General features: G+C 70.8%; 26 protein-coding genes. 8 read left to right on the top strand and 18 right to left on the bottom strand.

Annotation, left to right across the window (positions count from 1 at the left end; translation table 11 throughout):
• Window positions 1-33 precede the first annotated feature (33 nt).
• From DJ010_RS22815 to DJ010_RS19085, 5 genes are all read left to right on the top strand, one after another.
• A complete protein-coding gene (locus DJ010_RS22815) occupies window positions 34-207 on the top strand; it encodes an N-acetyltransferase (RefSeq protein WP_245927714.1) in 174 nt (57 codons plus the stop codon).
• 139 nt (window positions 208-346) lie between these two features.
• Window positions 347-1,075: an amino acid ABC transporter ATP-binding protein gene (locus DJ010_RS19100; RefSeq protein ID WP_211318888.1), complete on the top strand. Its 729-nt coding sequence runs from the start codon at window positions 347-349 to the stop codon at window positions 1,073-1,075.
• Between the two features lie 30 nt (window positions 1,076-1,105).
• Entirely contained in the window at window positions 1,106-1,999 is an 894-nt protein-coding gene (locus DJ010_RS19095) for a glutamate ABC transporter substrate-binding protein (RefSeq protein WP_109696764.1), read from the top strand.
• 13 nt (window positions 2,000-2,012) lie between these two features.
• Window positions 2,013-2,708, top strand: coding sequence for an amino acid ABC transporter permease (locus DJ010_RS19090; protein ID WP_109696762.1), 696 nt, complete (start codon window positions 2,013-2,015; stop codon window positions 2,706-2,708).
• Window positions 2,705-3,571: an amino acid ABC transporter permease gene (locus tag DJ010_RS19085; RefSeq protein ID WP_109696760.1), complete on the top strand. Its 867-nt coding sequence runs from the start codon at window positions 2,705-2,707 to the stop codon at window positions 3,569-3,571. The genes DJ010_RS19090 and DJ010_RS19085 overlap by 4 nt, the downstream gene beginning before the upstream one ends.
• 4 nt (window positions 3,572-3,575) lie before the next feature.
• On the opposite strand, the gene DJ010_RS19080 is transcribed toward DJ010_RS19085, so the two are convergent.
• From DJ010_RS19080 to DJ010_RS19070, 3 genes are all read right to left on the bottom strand, one after another.
• Window positions 3,576-4,052: a hotdog fold domain-containing protein gene (locus DJ010_RS19080; protein ID WP_109696758.1), complete on the bottom strand. Its 477-nt coding sequence runs from the start codon at window positions 4,050-4,052 to the stop codon at window positions 3,576-3,578.
• 290 nt (window positions 4,053-4,342) lie between these two features.
• The gene (locus tag DJ010_RS19075) at window positions 4,343-5,119 is read right to left on the bottom strand and encodes a methyltransferase domain-containing protein (RefSeq protein ID WP_109696756.1); all 777 of its coding nucleotides are present in this window, start codon (window positions 5,117-5,119) and stop codon (window positions 4,343-4,345) included.
• Window positions 5,116-6,048, bottom strand: coding sequence for an alpha/beta fold hydrolase (locus DJ010_RS19070; RefSeq protein ID WP_109696951.1), 933 nt, complete (start codon window positions 6,046-6,048; stop codon window positions 5,116-5,118). The genes DJ010_RS19075 and DJ010_RS19070 overlap by 4 nt, the downstream gene beginning before the upstream one ends.
• Before the next feature lie 67 nt (window positions 6,049-6,115).
• Between DJ010_RS19070 and DJ010_RS19065 the strand changes: the two genes are divergently transcribed.
• The gene (locus DJ010_RS19065) at window positions 6,116-6,610 is read left to right on the top strand and encodes a MarR family winged helix-turn-helix transcriptional regulator (RefSeq protein ID WP_109696754.1); all 495 of its coding nucleotides are present in this window, start codon (window positions 6,116-6,118) and stop codon (window positions 6,608-6,610) included.
• A 110-nt stretch (window positions 6,611-6,720) separates the two neighbouring features.
• Here the strand turns inward: DJ010_RS19065 and DJ010_RS19060 are convergent, their stop codons facing one another.
• The 8 genes from DJ010_RS19060 to DJ010_RS21860 form a co-directional block, all read right to left on the bottom strand.
• Window positions 6,721-8,562, bottom strand: a complete 1,842-nt coding sequence (locus DJ010_RS19060) for an ABC-F family ATP-binding cassette domain-containing protein (protein WP_109696752.1) — start codon at window positions 8,560-8,562, stop codon at window positions 6,721-6,723.
• Entirely contained in the window at window positions 8,559-9,497 is a 939-nt protein-coding gene (locus tag DJ010_RS19055; RefSeq protein ID WP_245927712.1) for a 4-(cytidine 5'-diphospho)-2-C-methyl-D-erythritol kinase, read from the bottom strand. The genes DJ010_RS19060 and DJ010_RS19055 overlap by 4 nt, the downstream gene beginning before the upstream one ends.
• On the bottom strand, window positions 9,494-10,375 hold the full coding sequence (rsmA, locus tag DJ010_RS19050) for a 16S rRNA (adenine(1518)-N(6)/adenine(1519)-N(6))-dimethyltransferase RsmA (protein ID WP_109696750.1): 882 nt from the start codon (window positions 10,373-10,375) through the stop codon (window positions 9,494-9,496). The genes DJ010_RS19055 and rsmA overlap by 4 nt, the downstream gene beginning before the upstream one ends.
• Before the next feature lie 29 nt (window positions 10,376-10,404).
• The gene (locus DJ010_RS22955) at window positions 10,405-11,577 is read right to left on the bottom strand and encodes a resuscitation-promoting factor (RefSeq protein ID WP_281271150.1); all 1,173 of its coding nucleotides are present in this window, start codon (window positions 11,575-11,577) and stop codon (window positions 10,405-10,407) included.
• Window positions 11,578-11,866: 289 nt separating this feature from the next.
• The gene (locus DJ010_RS19040) at window positions 11,867-12,715 is read right to left on the bottom strand and encodes a TatD family hydrolase (RefSeq protein WP_109696746.1); all 849 of its coding nucleotides are present in this window, start codon (window positions 12,713-12,715) and stop codon (window positions 11,867-11,869) included.
• Window positions 12,716-12,727: 12 nt separating this feature from the next.
• Complete coding sequence (locus DJ010_RS19035) at window positions 12,728-13,576, bottom strand: alpha/beta fold hydrolase (protein WP_109696744.1); 849 nt, start codon at window positions 13,574-13,576, stop codon at window positions 12,728-12,730.
• Window positions 13,566-14,408, bottom strand: a complete 843-nt coding sequence (rsmI, locus tag DJ010_RS19030; RefSeq protein WP_245927711.1) for a 16S rRNA (cytidine(1402)-2'-O)-methyltransferase — start codon at window positions 14,406-14,408, stop codon at window positions 13,566-13,568. Before rsmI ends, DJ010_RS19035 begins: the two co-directional genes overlap by 11 nt.
• Window positions 14,405-14,845, bottom strand: a complete 441-nt coding sequence (locus tag DJ010_RS21860) for a hypothetical protein (RefSeq protein WP_146207405.1) — start codon at window positions 14,843-14,845, stop codon at window positions 14,405-14,407. The genes rsmI and DJ010_RS21860 overlap by 4 nt, the downstream gene beginning before the upstream one ends.
• Before the next feature lie 4 nt (window positions 14,846-14,849).
• Between DJ010_RS21860 and DJ010_RS19025 the strand changes: the two genes are divergently transcribed.
• Entirely contained in the window at window positions 14,850-16,706 is a 1,857-nt protein-coding gene (locus DJ010_RS19025) for a dolichyl-phosphate-mannose--protein mannosyltransferase (RefSeq protein WP_109696944.1), read from the top strand.
• Window positions 16,706-17,254 (top strand): hypothetical protein, encoded by a 549-nt coding sequence (locus DJ010_RS19020; RefSeq protein WP_146207404.1) that lies wholly within the window; start codon window positions 16,706-16,708, stop codon window positions 17,252-17,254. The genes DJ010_RS19025 and DJ010_RS19020 overlap by 1 nt, the downstream gene beginning before the upstream one ends.
• 72 nt (window positions 17,255-17,326) lie before the next feature.
• Here the strand turns inward: DJ010_RS19020 and DJ010_RS19015 are convergent, their stop codons facing one another.
• The 7 genes from DJ010_RS19015 to DJ010_RS18985 form a co-directional block, all read right to left on the bottom strand.
• The gene (locus tag DJ010_RS19015; RefSeq protein ID WP_109696740.1) at window positions 17,327-17,593 is read right to left on the bottom strand and encodes a Rho termination factor N-terminal domain-containing protein; all 267 of its coding nucleotides are present in this window, start codon (window positions 17,591-17,593) and stop codon (window positions 17,327-17,329) included.
• Window positions 17,594-17,669: 76 nt separating this feature from the next.
• Window positions 17,670-18,167 carry a DUF6328 family protein gene (locus tag DJ010_RS19010; RefSeq protein ID WP_109696738.1) on the bottom strand — a complete coding sequence of 166 codons (498 nt, stop codon included), beginning with the start codon at window positions 18,165-18,167 and terminating at the stop codon, window positions 17,670-17,672.
• Window positions 18,168-18,482: 315 nt separating this feature from the next.
• Window positions 18,483-19,142 (bottom strand): PAS and ANTAR domain-containing protein, encoded by a 660-nt coding sequence (locus DJ010_RS19005; protein WP_146207403.1) that lies wholly within the window; start codon window positions 19,140-19,142, stop codon window positions 18,483-18,485.
• Window positions 19,143-19,200: 58 nt separating this feature from the next.
• A complete protein-coding gene (locus DJ010_RS19000; RefSeq protein WP_158283065.1) occupies window positions 19,201-20,040 on the bottom strand; it encodes a sigma-70 family RNA polymerase sigma factor in 840 nt (279 codons plus the stop codon).
• 118 nt (window positions 20,041-20,158) lie between these two features.
• A complete protein-coding gene (locus DJ010_RS18995; RefSeq protein WP_109696733.1) occupies window positions 20,159-20,833 on the bottom strand; it encodes a hypothetical protein in 675 nt (224 codons plus the stop codon).
• A gap of 187 nt (window positions 20,834-21,020) precedes the next feature.
• Window positions 21,021-23,291: a catalase/peroxidase HPI gene (gene katG / locus DJ010_RS18990; RefSeq protein WP_109696731.1), complete on the bottom strand. Its 2,271-nt coding sequence runs from the start codon at window positions 23,289-23,291 to the stop codon at window positions 21,021-21,023.
• Window positions 23,292-23,316: 25 nt separating this feature from the next.
• Complete coding sequence (locus DJ010_RS18985) at window positions 23,317-23,748, bottom strand: Fur family transcriptional regulator (protein WP_109696729.1); 432 nt, start codon at window positions 23,746-23,748, stop codon at window positions 23,317-23,319.
• Window positions 23,749-23,785 lie beyond the last annotated feature (37 nt).

Raw genomic sequence — 23,785 nt, 5'->3', positions numbered from 1 at the left:
GCCGGCCTGCTGCTCGAGGAGGCCGAGCGTCAGGTGGCGGCCGCCGGCCACCCCCGCATCTGGCTCGCCGTCGCGGCCGGCAACGCCCGCGCGCGCCGGTTCTACGAGCGCGCCGGGTGGACCGACGACGGCGCGTTCGACTACCAGGCGGACGGACCGGACGGGCCGATCGCCGTACCGTGCCACCGCTACGTCCGCGACCTCTGAGGCTCGCCGCACTCGGGTCACAGATTGGTCGCGCCCGGAGTGGTGGTCTAGCCGAATGGTCTAGTGACCGTTAGCGTGCCGAGGCATGACGGTCTCGGAAGCATCACCACCCGCTCCGTCGGCAGGTCCCGGCGAGGCGCTGGTGTGCCTGACCGGGGTGCAGAAGCACTACGGCAGCCTGCACGTCCTTCGCGACATCGATCTCGAGGTCGACCGCGGCGAGGTCATCGTCGTGATCGGCCCCTCCGGCGCGGGCAAGTCGACGCTCTGCCGGGCGATCAACCGGCTCGAGACCATCGACGAGGGTGAGATCGCCATCGACGGCCAGCCGCTCCCCCAGGAGGGCAAGGCGCTGGCCCGGCTGCGCGCCGACGTCGGCATGGTGTTCCAGAGCTTCAATCTGTTCGCCCACAAGACGATTCTCGAGAACGTCACCCTCGGCCCGATCAAGGTCCGCAAGAAGTCGAAGGCGGACGCCGAGAAGCGCGCGCGCGAGCTGCTCGACCGGGTCGGTGTCGGCCACCAGGCCGACAAGTACCCCGCGCAGCTCTCCGGCGGCCAGCAGCAGCGCGTCGCCATCGCCCGCGCGCTCGCGATGGAGCCGAAGGTGATGCTCTTCGACGAGCCGACCTCCGCGCTGGACCCGGAGATGATCAAGGAGGTCCTCGACGTCATGGTCGACCTCGCCGAGCGCGGCATGACGATGATCGTCGTCACCCACGAGATGGGGTTCGCACGTACGGCGGCCAACCGGGTCGTCTTCATGGCCGACGGGGCGATCGTCGAGCAGGCCGACCCCGAGACCTTCTTCACCAATCCGGAGAGCGACCGGGCCAAGGACTTCCTCAGCAAGATCCTCAAGCACTGACCGATCAGCAACGACAGAGGAGATTCAGCAATGCGCAGGATGAAGCTCGGGATGACTGCTGCGGCAGCCCTCCTGGCATGTTCACTCACGGCGTGCGGTGACGCGGGCGAGGACGACGACTCGCCCGAGGTCTCTGCCGAGGACGACTGTGACGGCAAGTTCGACGACGGCACCCGGATGGCCGAGCTGGCTGAAGCCGGTGAGATCGCGATCGGCAACCGGGTCGACCAGCCGGGCCTCGGCCAGCAGGACACCCCGGACTCGGTCCCGGTCGGCTTCGACATCGACATGGCGAAGCTGCTCATCGCGGACCTCTGCATCGACCCGGAGTCCGACTCGGTGACGTGGACAGAGGCGACGTCCGAGCAGCGGGAGACGTTCCTCCAGGACGGCGTCGTCGACCTGGTGGCAGCGTCGTACTCGATCACCGACGAGCGGCGCGAGCTGGTCGGTCAGGCCGGGCCCTACATGCTCACCGGCCAGCAGGTGCTGGTCCCGGCCGACTCCGACGTCGAGTCGATCGCCGACCTCCAGGGCGAGGAGGTCTGCGCCCAGGAGGGCTCGACGTCCCTGGAGAACATCGAGGCCGAGGGTGCTGTGGGTGTCCCGTCCGCGAGCTACGCGCAGTGTGCCGAGGACGTTGTCAACGGCACCGTGCCGGCGATGTCGACCGACGGTTCGATCCTCCTCGGCCTCGCGGCGCAGTACGACGGCGAGGTGAAGGTCGTCGGACCGGAGTTCTCCGAGGAGCGCATCGGCATCGGCTACTCGAAGGACTACCCGGAGATGTGCCAGTGGATCAACGACGTGCTCACCGAGGCGTTCGAGGACGGCACCTGGGAGGAGTCGTTCAACGCCCACCTCGGCGCCGAGGGCGAGGAGGCCCCCGAGCCGCCGGCGCTCGACGAGTGCGCGGCTAGCTGAGGCATCGCGACAAGTGGAGCTGTTCTGGGAGCACCGTGAGGCGATCGCCCTCGCGTTCGCCTACACGGTGCTCCTGTTCCTCTTCGCCGGGATCGGTTCGATGGTCCTCGGGACCGTCCTCGCAGCGATGCGGGTGGGGCCGATCCCGGTGCTGCGGTGGGCGGGCACGCTCTACGTCCACCTGGTCCGGAACACGCCGCTGGTCATCGTCATCATCTTCTTCCGGATCGCGGCGCCGAAGATCGACCTCAAGTTCAACTTCGTCGACGTCGTGATCCCGACCGGCGTCGGCGACGTCCGGCTCAACAACATCTTCACCGCCTGCGTAGTCGGCCTCACGATCTACACCGCCGCCTTCGTCTGCGAGGCGCTCCGCTCGGGCGTCAACGCCGTCCCGCTGGGTCAGGCCGAGGCAGCCCGCGCGATCGGTCTCCCCTTCTCGGGAGTGATGACCCAGGTCGTCCTGCCCCAGGCGTTCCGGGCGACGATCCCGCCGCTCGCGAACGTGCAGATCGCGCTCCTCAAGAACACGACGGTGGCCGGCGCCCTCGGGGTGGCCGAGGCCTTCGTCCGGATGCGGCTCCTCATCAAGAACAACCCCGCCGAGCTCTGGACCCTCTTCATCGGGTTCGCACTGATCTTCGTGATCCTGGTTGAGGTGCTCTCCTTCATCTCGCACCGGCTCGAGCGACGGGTGCGGGTCTCATGAGCGGCAGCGTCCTCTTCGACGCACCCGGGCCGCGGGCCCTGGCGCGGCAACGGATCTACACGGTGCTCGCGGGCGTGCTTCTCGTCGCCTCGGTCGTCTGGGTCGTGGTCCGACTCGAGCAGAACGGCCAGTTCGAGTACCAGAAGTGGGAGCCGTTCGTCAGCCCCGTCTACATCGAGGCGATCCTCGTGGACGGCGTCCTCGAGACCCTCAAGATGGCGTTCTCCGCGATCCTGCTGGCGGTCGGCTTCGGCGTCGTCTTCGGGATCGGGAAGCTCTCGGAGCACGCCTGGGCACGGTGGCCGTGCTGGGCGGTCGTGGAGTTCTGGCGTGCCGTGCCGGTGCTGCTGGCCATGATCTTCATCTGGAACCTGCTGGGCACCGACAAGGACTCCTCTCCCTACTGGGCGGTCGTGCTCGCGCTGATGCTCTACAACGGCGCGGTGCTGGCCGAGGTTTTCCGGGCCGGGATCAACGCCGTGCCGAAGGGACAGGCGGAGGCGGCGTACGCGCTCGGCATGCGCAAGACGCAGGTGATGCTCACGATCCTGCTGCCGCAGGCGGTCAAGATCATGCTCCCGGCGCTGATCAGCCAGTGCGTCGTCGCACTGAAGGACACCGCGCTCGGGTACGTCGTCCTGGCCCCGGGACTCACCTACGTCGCCCGGCTCATCTACAGCAACCCGCAGTTCGGCCAGAACCAGATCCCGACCGTCTTCGTCGTCGGGACGATCTACATCATCCTCAACCTGATCCTGACGGCGATCGCCACCTGGGTGCAGAAGCGGTTCGTCGGTGAGAAGAAGGTGCTCGAGGTGTCCATGGTCGGCGAGGACGATCCGAGCGCCCGCGCGCCGCGGTGAGGAGCTACTTGCTCTTCGGCGTGACCCAGAGTCGGATCTCGCCCTCGCCCACCACGACCCCGTCGTCGCGCACGCCCCGGACCCGGACCGCGAGGTCGCCGTCGGCGTTGTCCCACTGCTCCTGGTCGGTCTCGGCGATGCAGGTGATGTCGCTGCTCGCCTTGGCGGTGTAGGCGACCTCCATCCCCTTGGGGATCCAGCGCTTGTCCTTCGGGATGGTCACCTCCGCCAGGGCCCCCATGGCGGCCTCGAAGCCGTTGCACAGCGCAATGGCGTGCACGGTGCCGATGTGGTTCTGGACGCTGCGGCGCTTCGGGATCACCAGCTCCACGTGGTTGGGCTCGACGATCGTGAACCGCGGGTGGATGGAGGCGAAGTACGGCGCCTTCTGCGTGAACGCGATCGAGAACGCGCGCTTGCCGACCCCGCCGATGACCGGCAGGCCGGAGGCGGTCTTCCAGAGGGTGTGGACCTGGCTCATGCCGTCATATTACTTGCGGGTAACAACCGGCGGCAAGCCCTGCATCCGGCGGTCGCTAACGTTGCGTTAGCGGCGTCGGACGACGAAATCCGTCGCGATCGGGGGTGAACACGGCGGGTTCGCGTGGTTACCGAATGTGAAACCGATCAACGGCCAATTTGTTGTTCCGGGCAACAAGTCTCGCTAACGTCAGCAAGCAGCAAGACCGCGTGAACATGGGCGGCTCCAACGCTCGTGACCACGCAAGCGTTGTGACAAGGGCGTCATGGGGCGCCCGGTATCTCGGAATCTCATATCTCGGCTCTCCTCGCGACGGCGAAGATCCTGCGGAACGGCAGGACGACCCCCCGGCCGTCGTCTGGATATGCCGCGCGCAGGCGTTCCTTGAGCTCCCCCTCGAACTCGAGGCGCAGACCGTCCGGCAGCGCCTGCAGCGTCGGCCGGGCACCCGTGCCGGACACCCAGGTGAACACGGGGTCCTCGCCGCGCAGCACGTGGAGGTACGTCGTCTCCCACGCATCCACCTCGCACCCGAGGTCCTGGAGCGCGCGGAGGTAGGTCGCGGCGTCGTACGACGACGGTACGGCGGCGCCGGCGGTGTGCGCGACGTACGGCTCCTGCGCTGCGAGCTCGGTGCGGATCGTGTGGCTGGGCTCGTCGAAGTTGCCCGGCACCTGGAACGCGAACCAGCCGCCCGGGCGGACCTGGTCGACGAGGCGCGGCAGCAGCTCGAGGTGGTCGGGCAGCCACTGCAGGGTGGCGTTGGAGACGAGCACGTCGACGCCGCCGTCGGGCGCGACCCAGTCGCGGACGTCGCCGACCGCGAAGTCGACACCGGCGATGGTGGTCCCCGCCTTCGCGATCATCTCCGGGCTGCTGTCGACCCCGGAGACCGCGGCGCCGGGCCACCGCTCGGCCAGCAGCGCGGTGAGGTTGCCCGGGCCGCAGCCGAGGTCGACGACGGTGGTCGGGTCGTGGGCGTCGATCCGGGTGATCAGGTCGACGAACGGCCGGCCGCGCTCGTCGGCGTACGTCAGGTAGCGGTCGGGGTCCCAGGTGTGGCTCATCCGGCCTCCTCCGTGCCATCGGTGCCGTCGAGCTCGGCGAGGAACTCGACGATCAGGGCGTTGACCACGGCGGGCCGCTCGAGCTGCAGGAAGTGGCCGGCGTCGGCGACCACCGCGACGCGGCTGCCGCGGACGCCGTCGAGGCGGCCGCTCACCTGGGCCGCCCAGCGCGGGTCGAGGCAGCCGTCGTCGGCGCCGTGCAGAAAGAGGAACGGCACCCGCGGCATGCCGATCGCCGCGCGGCCGAGGTGGCGGTAGCGGGACGGGACCTGCCACGGCCGGACCGCGGCGCGGTAGTAGCCGAGCACGGCCGACCGGTGCTCGCTGGTCGGGAGCGAGCTGGCGAGGTGCGCGAGGTCATCGGCGGCGTCGTACCCGGGCGACCAGCGGCTCCACAACCGCGCGACGTAGTCGTCGAACCGCCGCTCGGGAAGGCCGGGGAGCTGGTTGTAGACGGTGTACCAGCTCAGCAGCGCCTGGCGGGGCAGGATCCGCGCCCAGCGGCCGATGTCGCCGGGGCGGGGGTTCATCGCCTCGAACGGCGGTACGGCGAGGGAGACGACCCGGCGGAACGGGCTTGCGTCGTACGCCCCGATGCCGTTGGCGGTGATGGCGCCCCAGTCGTGACCGACGAGCACGGCGCGCTCGTCGCCGCCGAGGGCGGCGTGCAGCTCGAGCGCGTCGCTCATCAGGGCGGGGACGTGGTAGCTGCCGTCGGCCGGGAAGCCGGACGGTCCGTAGCCGCGGGTGAACGGCGCGACCACGCGGTAGCCGGCTCCGGCGAGGGCCGCGCCGAGGTGGCGCCAGGTGTGGGCGGTGTCGGGGAAGCCGTGAAGCAGCACGGCGAGCGGCGCCGTCGGGTCGTGGACCGGGCCCCAGGCCAGGGACGCGAGCCGGAGCTGGTCGAGGTCGGTGGTGAGCTGGTCCACGTCGCCCACCCTAGGCCGCAGTTATCTTGACGTCAAGATTCTCGACAGGTCCGGTATCGTGCCTGTCATGGCGGGACGCGACGAGGTCGATGCGCTGCTCGAGGCGTGGGCGCGCGAGCGCGACGACCTCGACCTCGGGCCGGTCGCCGTCTTCAGCCGGATCTCCCGGCTCGGCCACCACGTCGACCGCGCCCGCCGCGCGGCGTTCACCGCTCACGACATCGAGCCGTGGGAGTTCGACGTGCTGGCCGCGCTGCGCCGGGCCGGCACGCCGTACGAGCTGTCGCCGGGGCGACTGCTCCGCGAGACCCTCGTGACCAGCGGCACCATGACCAACCGGGTCGACCGGCTCGCCGCCCGCGGCCTCGTCGAGCGCCACCCCGACCCGTCCGACCGCCGCGGCGTGCTGGTGCGGCTCACCCCCGAGGGCAAGGACGCCGTCGACGGCGCCTTCTCCGCCCTCCTCGACGCCGAGCGCGAGCTGCTCGCCGACCTCTCCGCCTCCGACCAGAAGGTGCTGGCCGGCCTGCTCCGCCAGCTGTTGGTGCCGTTCGCCGACTGAGCCTGGTCGGCTGGGGGCGATAGTCCCTGACGAAAAGCACCTCGAACGGACGATTCCGGGTGCTTTTCGTCAGGGACTATCCACCTCGAGGACGTCCGGCCGGACCCGCCTCACTCCAGGACCTCGGCCGCTTCGAGCCACTCCAGCTCGACCGTCTCCTTCTCCGCCAGCAGCGCGGTCAGCTCGTTCCCGAGCTCGGTGAGCCGCTCCGGGTCGGTCGCGTGCTCGGCCAGCGCCGCCGTCAGCTCCGCCTCCCGCTCCGACAGCCGCTCGAGCTGCTTGTCGAGACGGGCGAGCGTCTTGCGCGCGGAGCGTTCCTCGGCGGAGCCGGCGCGCGCCTTGGGTTGAGGAGCGCTGGGAAGGTCACCGGGTCTCGACGCGCCCGTCGCGACCTCGTCCCTCGGTCGCGAGGCTTGCTCGACCTCGTCTCGCGACGCGGTCCGCTCGTTCCTCGCGGCCTGCTGCTCCCTTGACCGCCGTTCCAGGTACTCGTCGACCCCGCGGGGCAGCATCGAGATCTGACCGTCGCCGAGGAGGGCCCAGACGGAGTCGGTGACGCGCTCGAGGAAGTAGCGGTCGTGGGAGACGACGACGAGGGTGCCGGGCCAGCCGTCGAGGAAGTCCTCGAGGACGTTGAGGGTCTCGATGTCGAGGTCGTTGGTGGGCTCGTCGAGCAGCAGGACGTTGGGCTCGGTGAGGAGCAGCCGCAGCAGCTGGAAGCGGCGACGCTCGCCGCCGGACAGGTCGCCGAGGCGGGCAGTCAGCTTGTCGCCAGTGAAGCCGAACCGTTCGAGCAGCGAGGACGCCGACACCTCCCCGTCCAGGGTGCGGGTGATGCGGCGGATGGACTCGACGGTGGCGAGGACGCGGGCGTCGGGGTCCTCGACCTCCACGTTCTGCGACAAGTGCCGGAGTACGACGGTGCGCCCGTGCCGCACCCGCCCGTGCTGCGGCGCCAGCTCACCGGAGAGCAGCGACAGCACCGAGGTCTTGCCGGCTCCGTTGACGCCGACGATGCCGACCCGGTCGCCGGGCCCGAGCCGCCAGGTGGCGTGGTCAAGCAGCTTCCGCTCGCCGCGGGAGAAGTCGACGTCCTCGACGTCGACGACGTCCTTGCCGAGCCGCTGCGTGGCGAAGCGCTGCAGCTCCAGCCGGTCCCGCGGCGGCGGGACGTCCTCGATCAGCGCGTTGGCCGCGTCGATGCGGAACTTCGGCTTCGACGTGCGGGCCGGGGCGCCGCGACGCAGCCAGGCCAGCTCCTTGCGGACCAGGTTCTGCCGCCGCGCCTCCGAGGCGGCGGCTTGGCGCTGGCGCTCGGCCTTCGCGAGCACGAACGCGGCGTACCCGCCCTCGTAGGCGTCCACCACCCCGTCGTGGACCTCCCACGTCTGCTGGCAGACCGCGTCGAGGAACCAGCGGTCGTGGGTGACGACGACGAGGGCCGAGGACCGCGCCGCCAGGTGCGACGCCAGCCAGGCGACCGCCTCGACGTCGAGGTGGTTGGTCGGCTCGTCGAGGACGATCAGGTCGTGCTCGCCGATGAGCAGACCGGCCAGCCCGCAGCGGCGGCGCTCGCCACCGGAGAGCCCGGAGACCGCGCGGTCGAGCTCAACCCCGGCCAGCAGCACCTCGACGATCTCGCGCAGCGCGGCGTCTGCGGCCCACTCGTGGTCGGACCGGCCGCCGAGCACCACCTCGCGGACGGTGTGGGCATCGGAGTAGTCGTCGGTCTGGCGCAGGTAGCCGGTGAGCAGCCCGCGCTGCCGGGAGACCCGGCCGTCGTCGGGCTCCTCCTCCCCCGTCATCACCCGCAGCAGCGTGGTCTTGCCGTCGCCGTTGCGCCCCACGATGCCGATCCGCTCACCGGCCCCGACGCCGAGCGAGACGTCGGTGAGGAGCGGGCGCACGCCGTAGGACTTGGAGACGCGCTCCAGGTTCAGCAGGTTGCTCATGAATAGGCCACCACGTGCGCGCCGGCGACCGGGCCGTGCACGACGGTCGTCCGCTCGTAGCCGCGCTCGGCGAGCCGGCCGGCGATCGCGCGGGCGTCGTCGGCGCCGTCGGCCAGAGCGAGGATCGTCGGACCGGAGCCGGACATCAGGGAGTAGACCGCACCGCACTCCAGCGCCACCTCGGCGACGGTCTGCAGCTCGGGTCGCAGCGAGAAGGCCGCGTCCTCGAGGTCGTTGTAGAGGTGGACCATGATCTCGACACCGCGGTGCGGGGTGCGCATCGCCTCGAGCATCTGCGGGCGGATCCGGTAGTCGTGGCCGCCGCCCTCGAGCAGGTCGTAGGCGCCGTAGACCGACGGCGTCGACAGGCCCTCGTCGTCGAAGACCACGACCCACCACCAGGCGCCGTTGTCCTCGACCCGGGTGACGACCTCGCCACGACCGGTGCCGGTGGCGGTGCCGCCGACGAGCGCGAACGGTACGTCGGAGCCGAGCCCGGCCGCGAGGGCGAGCAGCTCGTCGTCGGAGGTGTCGAGGTTCCACAGCCGGTCGAGGGCGACCAGCGTCGCGGCAGCGTCGGCGGAGCCGCCGGCCATCCCGCCGGCGACCGGGATGCTCTTGCGGACCTCGATCGCCGCCGCGCGGTCATCGAGCCGGTGGTGCGCCGCCAGCGCCTTGCCGGCGCGGATCGCGATGTTGGTCTCGTCGTCGGGCACCGAGCTCCCGTCGACGTGCGGCACGTCGACGACCGTGGTCACCGACCACTCATCGGCGCTGGTGACCGTGACGTCGTCGTAGAGCGACACGGCCTGGTAGACGGTCTCGAGCGGGTGGAAACCGTCGGGCCGGGGCTTGCCGACGCCCAGGTAGACGTTGATCTTGGCGGGCGCGCGCACGGTCACCGACACCGGATCGGGCAACAGCGCAGCACTCACGGAACCGATCCTGCCAACTCCTCGGCGATCCGCACGAACTGGTCGACCGTCAGCGACTCGCCCCGCGCCAGCGGGTCGATGCCGGCAGCCACCAGCGCCGCCTCGGCGGCCTCGCCGGAGCCGGCCAGCCCGCGCAGCACGCCGCGCAGGGCCTTGCGGCGCTGGGAGAACGCGGCGTCGACGACCGCGAACACCTGCTCGCGGCTGACCGTGGTGGTCGGCGGGTCCCGCCGGGTCCAGGCGACCAGCCCGGAGTCGACGTTCGGCGCGGGCCAGAAGACGTTGCGCCCGATCGCGCCGGCGCGTCGTACGTCGGCGTACCAGGCGGCCTTGACCGACGGCACGCCGTAGGTCTTCGAGCCGGGCGGGGCTGCGAGCCGGTCGGCGACCTCTGCTTGCACCATCACCAGTCCGTGCTCGAGCGTCGGCAGCAGCGCGAGCAGGTGCAGCAGCACCGGCACGGAGACGTTGTAGGGCAGGTTCGCGACCAGCGCGGTCGGCGCAGGCCCGGGGAGGTCGGTGACCTGCAGCGCGTCAGCGAGTACGACGCGCACGCGGTCGGTCTCGTCCGGCGCGAACTCGGCGATCGTGCCCGGCAGCGCCTCGGCCAGGACGGGGTCGACCTCGACCGCGGTGACCGAGGCACCGGTCTCCAGCAGCGCGAGCGTCAGCGAGCCGAGCCCGGGTCCGACCTCGACGACGACGTCGTCGCCGGTGACCCCGGACTCGCGGACGATCCGGCGCACGGTGTTGGCGTCGATCACGAAGTTCTGGCCGCGCTGCTTGGTCGGCCGGATGTCGAGCGCCGCCGCGAGCGAACGCACCTCCGCCGGCCCCAGGAGTCTGATCGACCGCTCGGGACCGGCGGAGGTGTTCATGCGAAGGAGGCTAGTGCCTCAGCAGTGCGTCACTGCGGCAGGCCGAGCTGCGCGGAGCAGTGCGGCCAGGAGCCGTAGCCGCCGGTGGCGGCACGGAGCCGCTCGGCGACGGCGATCTGCGCCTCGCGGCTGTTCTGGTGCGGGTAGCCGGAGCCGCCGTAGGCACGCCAGGTGCCGAGGTTGAACTGCAGGCCGCCGTAGTAGCCGTTGCCGGTGTTGATGGCCCAGTTGCCGCCCGACTCGCACTGCGCCAGCGCGTCCCACACGGTGCTGCCGCCGGCGTAGTTGGTGGTGGCGACCTCCTGGGTGCCCACCTCGACGATCTCGGCGACCGGCTCGTCGGTGACCTTGGCCGTGACGACCTTCTTGCTCACGACGTCACCGTTGCGGGTGCGGATCTTGTAGACCACGTTGCGCATGCCGGCCTCGCCCTCGCGGACGACGGTCTCGGTGCCCTCGGGCGAGGAGGAGTCCTCGCGGGTGATGGTCGCGGCGGAGAACGACTCGTTCTTCACGCGCTTGGTCTTCACCTCGATGTCGACCCAGCGCACCTTGTCGCCGTCCTCGAGCTCGGTGCTCCGCTTCGGGAACACCTGGTCGCGCTTGTCGACGTCGACCTTCAGCGCGCGCAGCGCGTCGTTGACGGTCCGCGCCGGCACGGTGACCTTCTTCGGCTTCTTGCCCGCGAGCGTCACCTTCAGGGTCTTGGGAGTGACCACGGCGAGCTCGAGGCCGCCACGGTCGATCTCGGTGCCGCGGCTCGCCGAGAGCCGGGCGCCGCGGTAGAGCGCGCCGATCTGGGTCAGCGCGCCGTCGACGTCGGTCGCCGTCACCCAGTGGGTGCTGGTCCTGCCGTCGACGGTCAGCTCGACCTCGCGACCGAAGCGCACCGCGATGCGGTCGCCGTCGGAGATCTCCTCGTCGGGGTCCGGCTGGACGACGTCGTGCTCGGTCAGGTCGATGCCCTCGGCTTCGAGGACCTCACCGACGGTGTCGGCCATCACGCGGACCTCGCGTTCCTGGCCGTCCACCGACAAGGTCACCGGGGTGGCCATCGACCGGTAGCCGAAGGTCGCGCCGCTGACGGCGACGACGACGATGGCGATGGTTGCGATGAGGGCGACCCTGCTGCGCGTCGCCCGGGCGGTCAGGGCGGCGGCGCGGGTCTTCAGGGACTGGGGCTGGTGCTCGTCAAGGGGCACGATTCTCCGAACGTGGTGCTCCCCGGGCCACGGGCGGCCAGCGACTTCCCCCTCGGAGACCGGCGCTCCGCCGTACCTCATACGTACGGCGGCCGCTGCCGTTGCTGGCCAGGTGTTGCTACCCGATTCCCGGCTGTCTGATCTCCACCAGAACAGGAGCAAGCGGCCGATTGCAAACTCGCGGAGCCCGTTCCACGCTCAGCGCGTGACTCGGCTCACCCGGATTTTGCTTCCCTGAGCGTGCACTTTGCTAGCTTTTGCTAGCACGGTGCCCGGAACTACCGGCCACTTACCAGCCGCCTCCGAAAGCGGTCTCGGTGTTCGTGTCGACGGCCGCGCAGAGCTCGCCGAGGTCCTCGCCGCGGACCTCGGCCATGGTGCGCATCGTCAGCGGCACGAGGTAGGAGGCGTTGGTGCGGCCGCGGTAGGGGTGCGGGGTGAGGTACGGCGCGTCGGTCTCGACCAGGATCCGGTCACGGGGGGTCACGACGAGCGCGTTGCGCAGCGGCGCCGCGTTCTTGAACGTCACCGTGCCGGCGAAGGAGAGGTAGGCGCCGCGATCGAGGCACGCGCGGGCGAAGTCGGCGTCGCCGGAGAAGCAGTGCATGACCCAGCGGTCCGGCGCGCCCTCGGCGTCGAGCACGTCGAGCACCTCCTGGTGCGCGTCGCGGTCGTGGATGACGAGCGTCTTGTCGAGCCGCTTCGCGAGCTCGATGTGGGCGGCGAACGACCGCACCTGCGCCGCCCGGCCCTCGGGCCCGGTCCGGAAGTGGTCGAGGCCGGTCTCCCCCACGGCCCGCACCCGCGGGTGCGAGGCGGCGAGCGCGGCGATGGTGTCGAGAGCGGCATCGAGCTCGCCGGCCTCCTCGAGCCGTGGCGCCTCGTTGGGGTGCAGCGCCACGCCGGCGACCAGCTCGGGGTGCTCCTGGGCTGCCTCGACAGCCCAGGCGGCGCCGCGCAGGTCGCAGCCGATCTGCACGATGCGTCGCACGCCGACGGCGGCGGCCGCGTCGATCGCCTCGCGGGCGTCGAACGGCGCGGTGCCGGCCGGGCCGCGGGCGATGTCGAGGTGGCAGTGGTTGTCGACGACGGGGTGTGGCAGCGGCTCCGGTGCGGGCGGGAGGTCGGGCTCGGTCACCCGGTCAGCCTGTCATCCGCCGGCGACGCGCTCGAGGATCGCCTCGGCCAGCGCCTCGGGCGCCTCGGTGGGGATCCAGTGGGAGACGCCGTCGAGGACGACCAGCTCGAACGGCGCGTCGACCCACTCCTCGCTGTGCTCGGCACCCCAGCGGGCGAGCGCGGCGTCGCCGGTGCTCCACACCATCGTCGTCGGCGCCGAGACGCGGAACCGCACGTCGCGCGGGTCGCCCAGGAACATCGCCCGGTAGCAGCCCAACGACGCCGACAAGCCGCCGTCCTCCACGATCTCGCTGCGGAAGCGGTCGACGCCGTCGGCGTCCATGCCGGCCCGACGGAGCAGCGGCTCGGCCCAGCCGCGGCGGATCAGCGCCTCGGGGAGGTAGGGCAGGTTGAAGAGCAGCATGTACCAGGACCGCAGGCCCTGGTCGGAGCGCACCATCGCCTTGAGGAACGACGCCGGGTGGGCCACCGAGACCGCGGTGAGGGTGCGGACGCGGTCGGGGTAGGTGCCCGCGGTCATCCAGGCGGTCGCGGCGCCCCAGTCGTGACCGACGACGTGGACGCTGCCCCCGATCTCGTCGATCAGCGCGGCGACGTCGGCCGCCAGGGCGGGCAGCCGGTAGTCGCGGCGGCGCTCGGGGCGGGCGCCCGGCGCGAACCCGCGCCGGTCCATGGCGAGCGTGCGGTAGCCCGCCGCGTGCAGCAGCGGTGCCACGTCCCGCCACACGGTCGCCCGCTCGGGCCAGCCGTGCAGCAGCACGACCGGCTCGCCGTCGACCGGGCCGTCGTCCAGCACGTCGAACACCAGCCCCTCGCGCTCGACGGCACTGATCCGCGTGCGGGCCTGCTCAGTCGTCATCTGTGTGCACCACCTGGTAGACCTCCCGCTTCGGAAGTCCGGTCGTCCGGGCAACGTCGGCCACCGCGTCCTTGCGGCTCATCCCGTCCTCGACGAGCTGGTCCACCGCAGCACGCAGGCTCTCCGGATCAGTGTTGCGGGTCGCCGGTAGCGCGCCGGCGACGACGAGGGTGATCTCGCCCCGGACGCCCTCGACGGCCCAGTCGGCGAGCTCGGCGAGCGGGCCTCGTCGTACCTCCTCGTAGGTCTTGGTCAGCTCCCGGCAGACCGCCGCGGGCCGGTCGGCGCCGAAGGCCTCGGCCATCGCCGCGAGGGTGGCCGCGGTGCGGTGCGGGGACTCGAAGAACACCATCGTGCGCGGCTCGGTCGCCAGCTCGGCGAGCCGGCGCCCGCGCTCCCCCGCCTTGCGCGGCAGGAAGCCCTCGAAGCAGAACCGGTCGACGGGCAGGCCGGACACGGCCAGCGCGGTCAGCACCGCACTCGGGCCCGGCACCGCGGTGACGTGGACGTCGGCGCCCACCGCCGCCGCCACCAGCCGATAGCCCGGGTCCGACACCGACGGCATCCCGGCGTCGGTCACCAGCACCACACGCTGCCCCGCCTCCAGCGCCTCGAGCAGCTGCGGCGTCCGCGCCGCCTCGTTGCCCTCGAAGTACGACACCACGCGCCCGCCGACCTCGACCCCGAGCTCGGAGGCCAGCCGCTTCAGCCGCCGGGTGTCCTCCGCCGCCACCACGTCCGCCCCCGCGAGCTCCTCCGCCAGTCGCGGCGGCGCATCCCCCACCCGCCCGATCGGCGTCGCCGCCAGCACCAGCACGCCCGCAGAGGTCACGCGACGATTCTGTCAGCCTCTCGGTCGTCGAGTAGTCCGAGCGCGCCGACCACCTCTCGGTCGTCGAGTAGTCCGAGCCGCCAGGCGAGGACGTATCGAGACGCCGCAACCCGACCGCCAGCCGCCACTCGGTCGTCGAGTAGTCCGAGCCGCCAGGCGAGGACGTATCGAGACGCCGCAACCCGGCCGCCAGCCGCCACTCGGTCGTCGAGTAGTCCGAGCCGCCAGGCGAGGACGTATCGAGACGCCGCAACCCGACCGCCAGCCGCCACTCGGTCGTCGAGTAGTCCGAGCCGCCAGGCGAGGACGTATCGAGACGCCGCAACCCGACCGTCGGCCGTCCCCACCACCTCCGGAGAGGTCGCTACGTCTCGACATGACCTCGCGCCAGAGCGCTCGGTCTCCTCGACGACCGAGGACAGGGTCGTATTGTTCACGCTCGTGACCGCGACCGAGGACGAGCAGACCGCCGAGCGGTGGTCGGGGTTGTCGCGGACGGCGGTGGGGCGGCCGGTGCCGTCGGCGGTCGAACGGGCACGGGGGGTGCTGGCGGGGTTGCGGCCCACCGAGCGGGTGACGGGCTGGCTGGCGCCACTGGCGGTGACGCTGCTGGCCTTCGCGCTGCGGATGTATCACCTCGGCACGCCGAAGCGGTTCGCGTTCGACGAGACCTACTACGCCAAGGACGCGTGGTCGCTGCTCAACAACGGGTACGCGCAGACCTACCTGACCGACGTCGACGGCAACACCGAGAACAAGATCGACGACGACATCCTCGCCGGGCACGTCACCGACGTGTGGACCGGTGACCCGTCGATGGCGGTGCACCCCGAGGTCGGCAAGTGGCTGATCGCCTTGGGCGAGAAGGCGTTCGGCATGGACCCCTTCGGGTGGCGGATCGCCTCGGCCGTCGTGGGCGCGCTGATGGTGCTGGTCATGTGCCGGTTGCTGCGCCGGATGACCGGGTCGACGATGCTCGGCTGCATCGGCGGGCTGCTGCTGATGTTCGACGGGCTGCACTTCGTGCTCTCCCGGCTCGCGCTGCTCGACATCTTCGTCGCGTTCTTCATCCTCTGTGGGATCCACTGCGCGATTGCCGACCGCGACCACTTCCGGCGGCGGCTCGCCGCCCGGGTCTCGACAAGCTCGACCACCGCTTTCGGCTCGACCACCGAGAGCGGCTCGACCACCGCAGGCGAGGGGACGTACGACGGCTGGGGGCCGGTGCGCGCCGTACTGCTGCGGCCGTGGCTCGTCGCCGGCGGCGTCTGCTTCGGTCTCGCAGCCGGCACCAAGTGGGTGGCGGTCTACCCGCTCGCAGCGTTCGGGCTGCTGGTGTGGTTCTGGTCGGCGGGGGCGCGGCGCAGCTTCGGCGTCCGGTGGGCGGTCGCGAGGTCGGCGCTGGTCGACGGCGTGCCCGCGTTCCTCTCCCTGGTCGTCGTCGCGCTGGTCACCTACATCGCCACCTGGGGCGGCTGGCTGGCCAACGCCGGCGAGTACGAGGAGCACCTGAGCGCGACGCAGTACCGCCAGTACACCGGCCACGGGCACTGCGCGGAGGACGACGACTCCTACATCGCCACCGACCTCGACAAGAGCAAGCACTGGCCGACGGCCGACGAGGAGGACGCCAGCGGCGTCGGTGAGGCCTGGCAGTCGCTCCGGTCGCTCTGGTACTACCACCAGGACGTCTACACCTTCCACACGCACTTCCTGAACTGCTCGAAGCACACCTATGCCTCAAAGCCGTCGAGCTGGCTGCTCATCAACCGCCCGGTCGGCGTCGCCGTCACCAACGACATCCAGCCGGCGGACCGGGTGCTGACGGAGGACCAGCAGGACCTGCCGCGGGACGAGGACTGCGACGCGCCCGAGGGCAGCGACTGCATCCGCCAGGTGCTGCTGATCGGCACACCGATGATCTGGTGGGGCGGCTGCATCGCGCTGCTGTTCTCGCTGGTGATGTGGATCGGCGCCCGGGACTGGAGGTACGGCGTCGCTGTGGTCGGCACGCTGTCGACCTGGCTGCCCTGGATGCAGTACGACGACCGCCCGATCTTCTACTTCTACGCGATCGCGATCCTGCCGTTCATCGTGATCGCCCTGACGCTCTCGATCGGCACGTTGATCGGGCCCTCCCGGCTGCCGTCGACCCGGCGCACGATCGGGGTCGTGGTCAGCGGCGCGTTCGTCGTGCTCGTGCTGGTGAACTACGCGTGGTTCTGGCCGATCTGGACCAACGGATTGTTGACGAGCAGCGAGTGGCTCGACCGGATCTGGTTCTCGAGGTGGGTGTGATGCGACGACTGACGGGACGGACCCTGACCAGGGTGACCGCGACGGCCGGCGCGCTCTGCCTGGCGCTGGCGCTCACCGGGTGCGGCGACGACGGCGGCGGTGGCGACGGCGGCAGCGGGGACGCCGGCTCCGGCGGGTCCGCCGACGGCTCCACCAGCCCCATCGCCGAGGACCCGTCGGAGACCGAGCTGTCGGTGGTCGACGACGAGGCCTGGTGCCGCGGCTGGCTGGAGCTGGTGCGGGTGCAGAGCCAGTGGGCCGCCGACCCCGTGCAGCCCGCTGCGGACGCCGTGATCTCGGTCGTCGGCAGCCTGCAGGCGCTAGGGGTCCCGGAGAGCCTCGACCCGGCGGGCTACACCGAGCTGACCGCGGTGCTCGACGACGTGCGGGCCAGTGTCGACCCGTCGTTCACGCCGACGGTCGCGCCGTCAGAACCTGCCGACGTCGGCAGCGGGCACGACCACGAGCACGCCGACGAGGGGCAGGCCGAGGAGGAGCACAGCGAGGCCCCGTTCGGGACCTGGCTCGCCGACCACTGCGCCCCGTGACCTCAGCCTCCGGCGGCCACCGCGGACACCGCAGACACCGCGGACACCGCGGACACGCCGTCGCCTGCGGCGTCAGTGGTTGCGCAGGGCGTCGATGAGCTCGGCCTTGTTCATGCTCGAGCGGCCGTCGATGCCGATCTCGGCCGCGCGCTCGCGGAGGTCGTCGACGGTCCAGTCGTCGTAGGAGCCGGCCTTGCCGCCCTTGCGGCCCGGGTCGTCCCCTGCGGCCTGCGCATTGGCGATCCGGGCCGCCTTCTCCTTGCTCGCGCCGTCGCGGCGCAGGGCCTCGTAGGTCTCGTCGTCCTTCACGCTGGGACCGGGTGTCTTCCGACCGGGCATGGGATGGCCTCCTGTACTCGCGGGCGTTCTCGCAGACGCCGAGGGGCAGTACCCACGGTGCCGCGCCGCACCCCGCTCAGCGCCGGGCGAAGAACGGGGTGGCGAACCACACCGCGGCGAAGGTCGCCAGGACGAGGGCCGAGGCGATGATGCCGGCGGTGGTGCTGACCACGACGTCGAAGACCAGCAGCACGACGCCCGAGGACACGATGCCGAGCAGGATCAGCCCGATCCGGGCGCACGTGTTGGCGGCGACGACCAGCCAGTCCTTCTCGCGCTGCCGAAAGAGCACCCGGTGGAACGCCACCGGGGCCACGATCATGCAGGTGGTCACCGTCGCGCCGATGAGCACGGTGAGGTAGATCCGCACCTGGTGGTCCTCGAGCTCGGTGAACCGGTCGGTGAACGGGACCGTGAGCAGGAAGCCGGTGAGGATCTGGACGCCGGTCTGGGTGACCCGGAGCTCCTGGAGCAGCTCGTTCCAGTTGCGGGTCAGCCGCTCGTGCGAGGACTCGTCCTCGTCCCGCGGAGATTCTGTGGCTGCCGCGTTCCGGCGTACGTACGCAGCAGCCACAGAACCTCGGTCCGGGGTCTCGCCCGGACGCGGTGCGTCCGGTGAGCTCATGTCACACAGGTACCCGACACGCCCGGGATCCATTCACGGGAATTCGTCGGCCGTCAACGGGTGGTCGACCCCGAATGCGGGGTCATGGCCCGGGTACCGCGACGGGCGAACGACGAAGAACCGGTGGGGGTCGTGGATGTGTTGAGCCCTACGCAACCCTCCCAGGGCACGGCTCCCACCACCCTCGGACGACGTGCTCCCGATCGTCCGACGAGGGACAGGCCGCCGGCCGGCCGCTCTGGCCGACGGGATCCTTCTCGGGTCTCAGTCGTCGTTGGTGCCGGAGGGGCCGGTCGGCCGGCCGTCCGTGATGTCGTGGATCAGGGTGTCGAGCAGGGTCCGCAGGCCGGGGTGGCTGATCTGGCCGGCGCGAGCGACCTCGATCAGGCGTTCGGCGATCTCACGGACCTTGACGTTGCGGTTGCGCGACCACCACTTCAGCATCGCGAAGGCGGCGTCCGGGTCGAGCCCGTAGCCGAGCATGAGGATGCCCTTGGCCTGCTCGATGGTGTCGCGCGCGCGAGCAGCCGCGGCGACGGCCGCATCGGCAGCGGCGGCCGTCTCCGCGGCGAACTCGGGCGTCAGGTCGAGGTAGTACCCGACCAGCTTGTCGGCGTGACCGTCGGAGCCACGGTCCCCTTCGCCGACCACCACCACGCGACGCTCGGTGCCCTTCGCGCGGATCCGGTAGTAGATGTTGAACGGCTCGCCGGTCTCCATGGCGTGCCGGAACGTCCGCAGGACCCGGTCGCGATCACCCTCGTGCTTGTGCTGGTGAAAGAGGGCGGTGGTGGGGACGACTTCGCCCGGCTGGTAGCCGTGCATCACGTAGACGTCGTCGTCCCACTCCCACACGTCGTTGCGGACGTCGTACACGAACCGACCGGTCTGCCGACCGGCTCTCGGGTCCGTCCTCTCGTCCACGCTCACAGGCACGAAGTTTAACTGTGCCCGGACCGAGCGGGAACGTCGGGAGTCGCCGTCAGGCGGCCTTGGCAGGCTGCCCTCGCCGACCCGTGATCGACTTGCGGAGGTCCGTGAGGATGCGCTGGAGCAGACGCGAGACCTGCACCTGCGTCACGCCGAGCTCGTCGGCGATCTGCTGCTGGGTCTTCTGCTCGTAGAACCGCATCTCGAGGATCCGCCGGTCGCGCACCTTGAGCCTCCGGCAAGCCGGGGCGAGCACCGCCACGGCCTCGGCCTGCCGGAACCCGAGCTCCTCGGTCGGCAGCCGCTCGATCCACGCGAACCCGTCGTCTCCCGGCGGGCCGTCGTTGAGCGAGTCCGGCGAGGCACAGGTCTTCGACTCGTGCGCCTCGATGACGTCGTCGGTGGTGCACCCGACCGCCTCCGCGACCTCGCTCGGCAGGGGCGTGCGCCCCAGCCGCTGGGTCAGCTCGGCCTCCGCCTCGGCGAGACGGGGGCGAAGCTCCTGGATCCGGCGCGGCGGACGAACCGTCCACGTCGAGTCGCGGAAGTACCGCTTCAGCTCCCCGAGGATGCTGGGCACGGCGAACACGAGGAGGTCGTCCCCTCGTGCGGGGTCGTAGGCGCGGACCGCCTTGGTGAGGGCCAGGCAGGCGACCTGCTCCAGCTCCTCGATCGGTTGACCACGGTTGCGGTAGCGCGCCGCGAGCGCACGTGCGACCGGGATGTTGATGACGATCACTTCGTCGAGGATCGTCAGCCGCTCCTCGCCCTCGCACTCAGCGGCCCGAGCGATGAGCTCGGCAGTGCGCTGCTTGCGATCGTCGGGAGCGAGCTCCCCAGGGTCTGCGGGCTGGAACGAGCGATGGACAGGTGGGGCAAACGTTGCTGACACGTCTCTGACTCCGAGGTCGAGAACTGTCGTGGCGGTTGGCTGGGCCACGCAAGCGTTCAGGGGTCGATTACCCCGCCCTTCCGAGCGCCAAACCAAACCTGCAAATGTTTTTTCCGACCTATCCCGCGTCGGTGTGCTGCCCCAGCAGCGCCGGCCTGGTGGCCGGGTCGTTCCAGGAGATCGTGCCGGTGACCCGGACCTCGCTCACGACGGACGCCATCGGCAGGTCGAAGGCCACGGACGCGCCCGTGGTGGCGACCCAGGCGCCCGTGATGGCCTCGTCGTCGAGGTAGTACGTCGACTCGCCGCCCTGGGCCTCGGGGCTGAGGTGGAAGTCGTCGACCTCCCACCACGCGACCTCGTCGGAGTGGGCGCGCTGCCGCAGCTCGTCGAGCGGGTAGAAGCCCGGGCCGACGTGGCTGGGGATCGCGATCGAGAACGACGTCAGCTGGGTGGAGCCGAGCGGGACGGGCTCGAGGGACTCGAGGCGGGCGATCACCCAGGCGAGCGGCTCCGGCTCACCGTCGACGGCCCCGAAGATGGTGGGCCGCTCCTCGATGACGTCGCACGGGAGGTCGACGGTGACGGTGGCCTCCACGTCGCCGCAGACGGTGATGCTGAGGGTCGCCGTGGCCAGCTCCTCGAGCCGCTCGCGCCGCTCCTCCTCGCCCTCGGCGGGGAAGGACGGCGCGTTCTCGAGGAGACCTGACCACTCGTCGAGGAGCTCGCCGCCCTCGACCGGGACCAGGGCAGGCGTGACGGTCGCTGCCGCGGTGATCTGGTTCCAGCTCAACTTGTGCCCCTTTTGGCTCATCGCCCGAGTGCAGTCGGAGTGCCGACATCGCAGATTAGGACAGACGGATGTGCCTGGTGAGGTTATTGAGGTTTCGGCGAAATCGTGTCGATCTCACTTCTGACAAGCGTAGACGCCGGTTCACCCTGAGCAACAGACCCAGGGCGGACCGGCGTCCTACGGTTGGTCAGGCGTCGAAGCGGTCGGCCTCCATCACCTTCGACCAGGCGGCGACGAAGTCGGCGACGAACTTCTCGCGGGCGTCGTCGCTGGCGTAGACCTCGGCCAGCGCGCGCAGCTGCGAGTTCGAGCCGAAGACCAGGTCGACCGCCGTACCGGTGCGGACGACCTCACCCGACGCCCGGTCGCGGGCCTCGTAGACGCCCTCGGTCGACTCCGACGGCTTCCACTCCACACCCATGTCGAGCAGGGTGGAGAAGAAGTCGGTGGAGAGGGTGCCGGGACGCTCGGTGAACACGCCGTGCGCGGCGCCGTCGTAGTTGGTGCCGAGCACCCGCATGCCGCCGACCAGCGCGGTCATCTCCGGGGCGGAGAGGCCGAGCATGTAGGCCCGGTCGATCAGCAGCTTCTCCGGGGCGACCTTGTCACCGGGGCGGACGTAGTTGCGGAACCCGTCGGCCCGCGGCTCGAGCACCGAGAACGACTCGACGTCGGTCTGCTCCTCGGTCGCGTCCGTGCGACCGGGGCGGAACGGCACCGTGATGTCGACGCCGCCGTCCTTGGCGGCCTTCTCCACGGCTGCGGCGCCGCCCAGGACGATCAGGTCGGCGAACGAGATCTTCGCGTCGCCGGCCGCGTTGAACTCCTGCTGCACCTGCTCCAGCTTCTCGAGCACGGTGGCCAGCTGGGCCGGGTTGTTGACGTCCCAGTCCTTCTGCGGGGCGAGCCGGATGCGGGCGCCGTTCGCGCCGCCGCGCTTGTCGGTCTTGCGGAAGCTCGCCGCCGAGGCCCAGGCGGTCGAGACCAGCTGGGAGACGGTCAGGCCGGTCTCGAGGATCTTGGCCTTGAGAGTGGCGACGTCGGCGTCGGAGACCAGCTCGTGGTCGACGGCCGGCACCGGGTCCTGCCAGATCTGCGGCTCGGCGACCCAGGGGCCGAGGTAGCGCTCGACCGGGCCCATGTCGCGGTGGAGCAGCTTGTACCAGGCCTTGGCGAACGCCAGCCGGAACTCCTCGGGGTTCTCCAGGAAGCGCCGCGAGATCTGCTCGTACGTCGGGTCGAACCGCAGGGCGAGGTCGCTGGTCAGCATCGTGGGCAGCCGCTTCGGCGAGTCCGCGGCGGGGCCGGGGATGATCGCCTCGGCGTCCTTCGCGACCCACTGGTGCGCACCGGCCGGGCTCTTGGTGAGCTCCCACTCGTAGCCGAACAGGATCTCGAAGAACCGGTTGCTCCACTGCGTCGGCTTGTCGGTCCAGGTGACCTCGAGCCCGGAGGTGATCGCGTCGGCGCCCTTGCCGCTGCCGTGCGCGCTCTTCCAGCCCAGGCCCTGCTGCTCGATCGGGGCGCCCTCGGGCTCCGGGCCGACCAGGTCGGCGTCGCCGGCGCCGTGGGTCTTGCCGAAGGTGTGACCACCGGCGATGAGGGCGACGGTCTCCTCGTCGTTCATCGCCATCCGGCGGAACGTCTCACGGATGTCGCGGGCCGAGGCAAGCGGGTCGGGGTTGCCGTTGGGACCCTCGGGGTTGACGTAGATGAGGCCCATCTGCACCGCACCGAGCGGCTCGGAGAGGTCGCGCTCGCCGCTGTAGCGCTCGTCGCCCAGCCAGGTGTCCTCGGGACCCCAGAAGATCTCCTCGGGCTCCCAGACGTCCTCGCGACCGAAGCCGAAACCGAAGGTCTCGAAACCCATGTCCTCGAGCGCGACGTTGCCGGCGAGGACCAGCAGGTCGGCCCACGAGATCTTCTGGCCGTACTTCTTCTTCACCGGCCACAGCAGGCGCCGGGCCTTGTCGAGGTTGCCGTTGTCCGGCCAGCTGTTGAGCGGCGCGAACCGCTGGTCGCCCGAGCCGGCGCCGCCGCGGCCGTCGTAGATCCGGTAGGTGCCGGCGGCGTGCCAGCTGAGCCGGATCATCAGGCCGCCGTAGTGGCCGAAGTCCGCCGGCCACCAGTCCTGGGAGTCGCGGAGGACGGCGGCGACGTCGGACTTGAGCGCCTCGACGTCGAGCTTGGCGAACTCCGCGGCGTAGTCGAACCCGCCACCGAGCGGGTTGGAGGCGTCACCGTGCTGGTGGAGGACGGTCAGGTCGACCTGGTCCGGCCACCAGTCCTTGTTGGTCCGCGGTGCGTGCGCCTTGGGCGTGGGCGAGTCCAGCGCCGGGTTCTCGCTCTCGCTCCCGCCGCTGGTCACGCCGGCGTGGTCGACCGGGCAGCCGCTGTCGGCCTTCCGATCAGTTCCCTGCGGGCTCCCGTCGGTGGGACGGGGGGTGTCGTCGGTCATGTGCTTCCTTCCGAGGTGGCGAGAGTTACGAACGGGCAGAGCAGTCGGGGCAGGTGCCCCAGTAGATGACCTCGGCCTCGTCGATGACGAAGCCGTGGTCGTCGGCCGCGGTCAGGCACGGCATCTCCCCGACGGCGCAGTCGACGTCGGAGATCGCGCCGCAGGAGCGGCACACGAGATGGTGGTGGTTGTCGCCGACCCGCGCCTCGTAGCGCGAGACCGACCCCGACGGCTGGATGCGCCGGATCAGTCCCGCCGACGTGAGCGCGCGCAGGACGTCGTACACCGCCTGGTGCGAGACGTCGCCACCGATGTCGTCAGCGCGGACCGCGCTGATGATCGCATCGGTGTCGGCGTGGGGAAGGGCGTGCACGGCCCCGAGCACGGCGACCCGCGGCCGGGTCACGCGCAGGTCGGCACCCCGGAGCATCTGCTCGTAGTCGGGCGCCGTCGTCATGCGTCCTTCCTACCGCCTTTTCTTGAATGGTTCAAGA

The organism is Nocardioides silvaticus, from assembly GCF_003160695.1.
GTDB classification, from domain to species: domain Bacteria; phylum Actinomycetota; class Actinomycetes; order Propionibacteriales; family Nocardioidaceae; genus Nocardioides; species Nocardioides silvaticus.
This window is presented reverse-complemented; position numbering and strand designations above follow the sequence as displayed.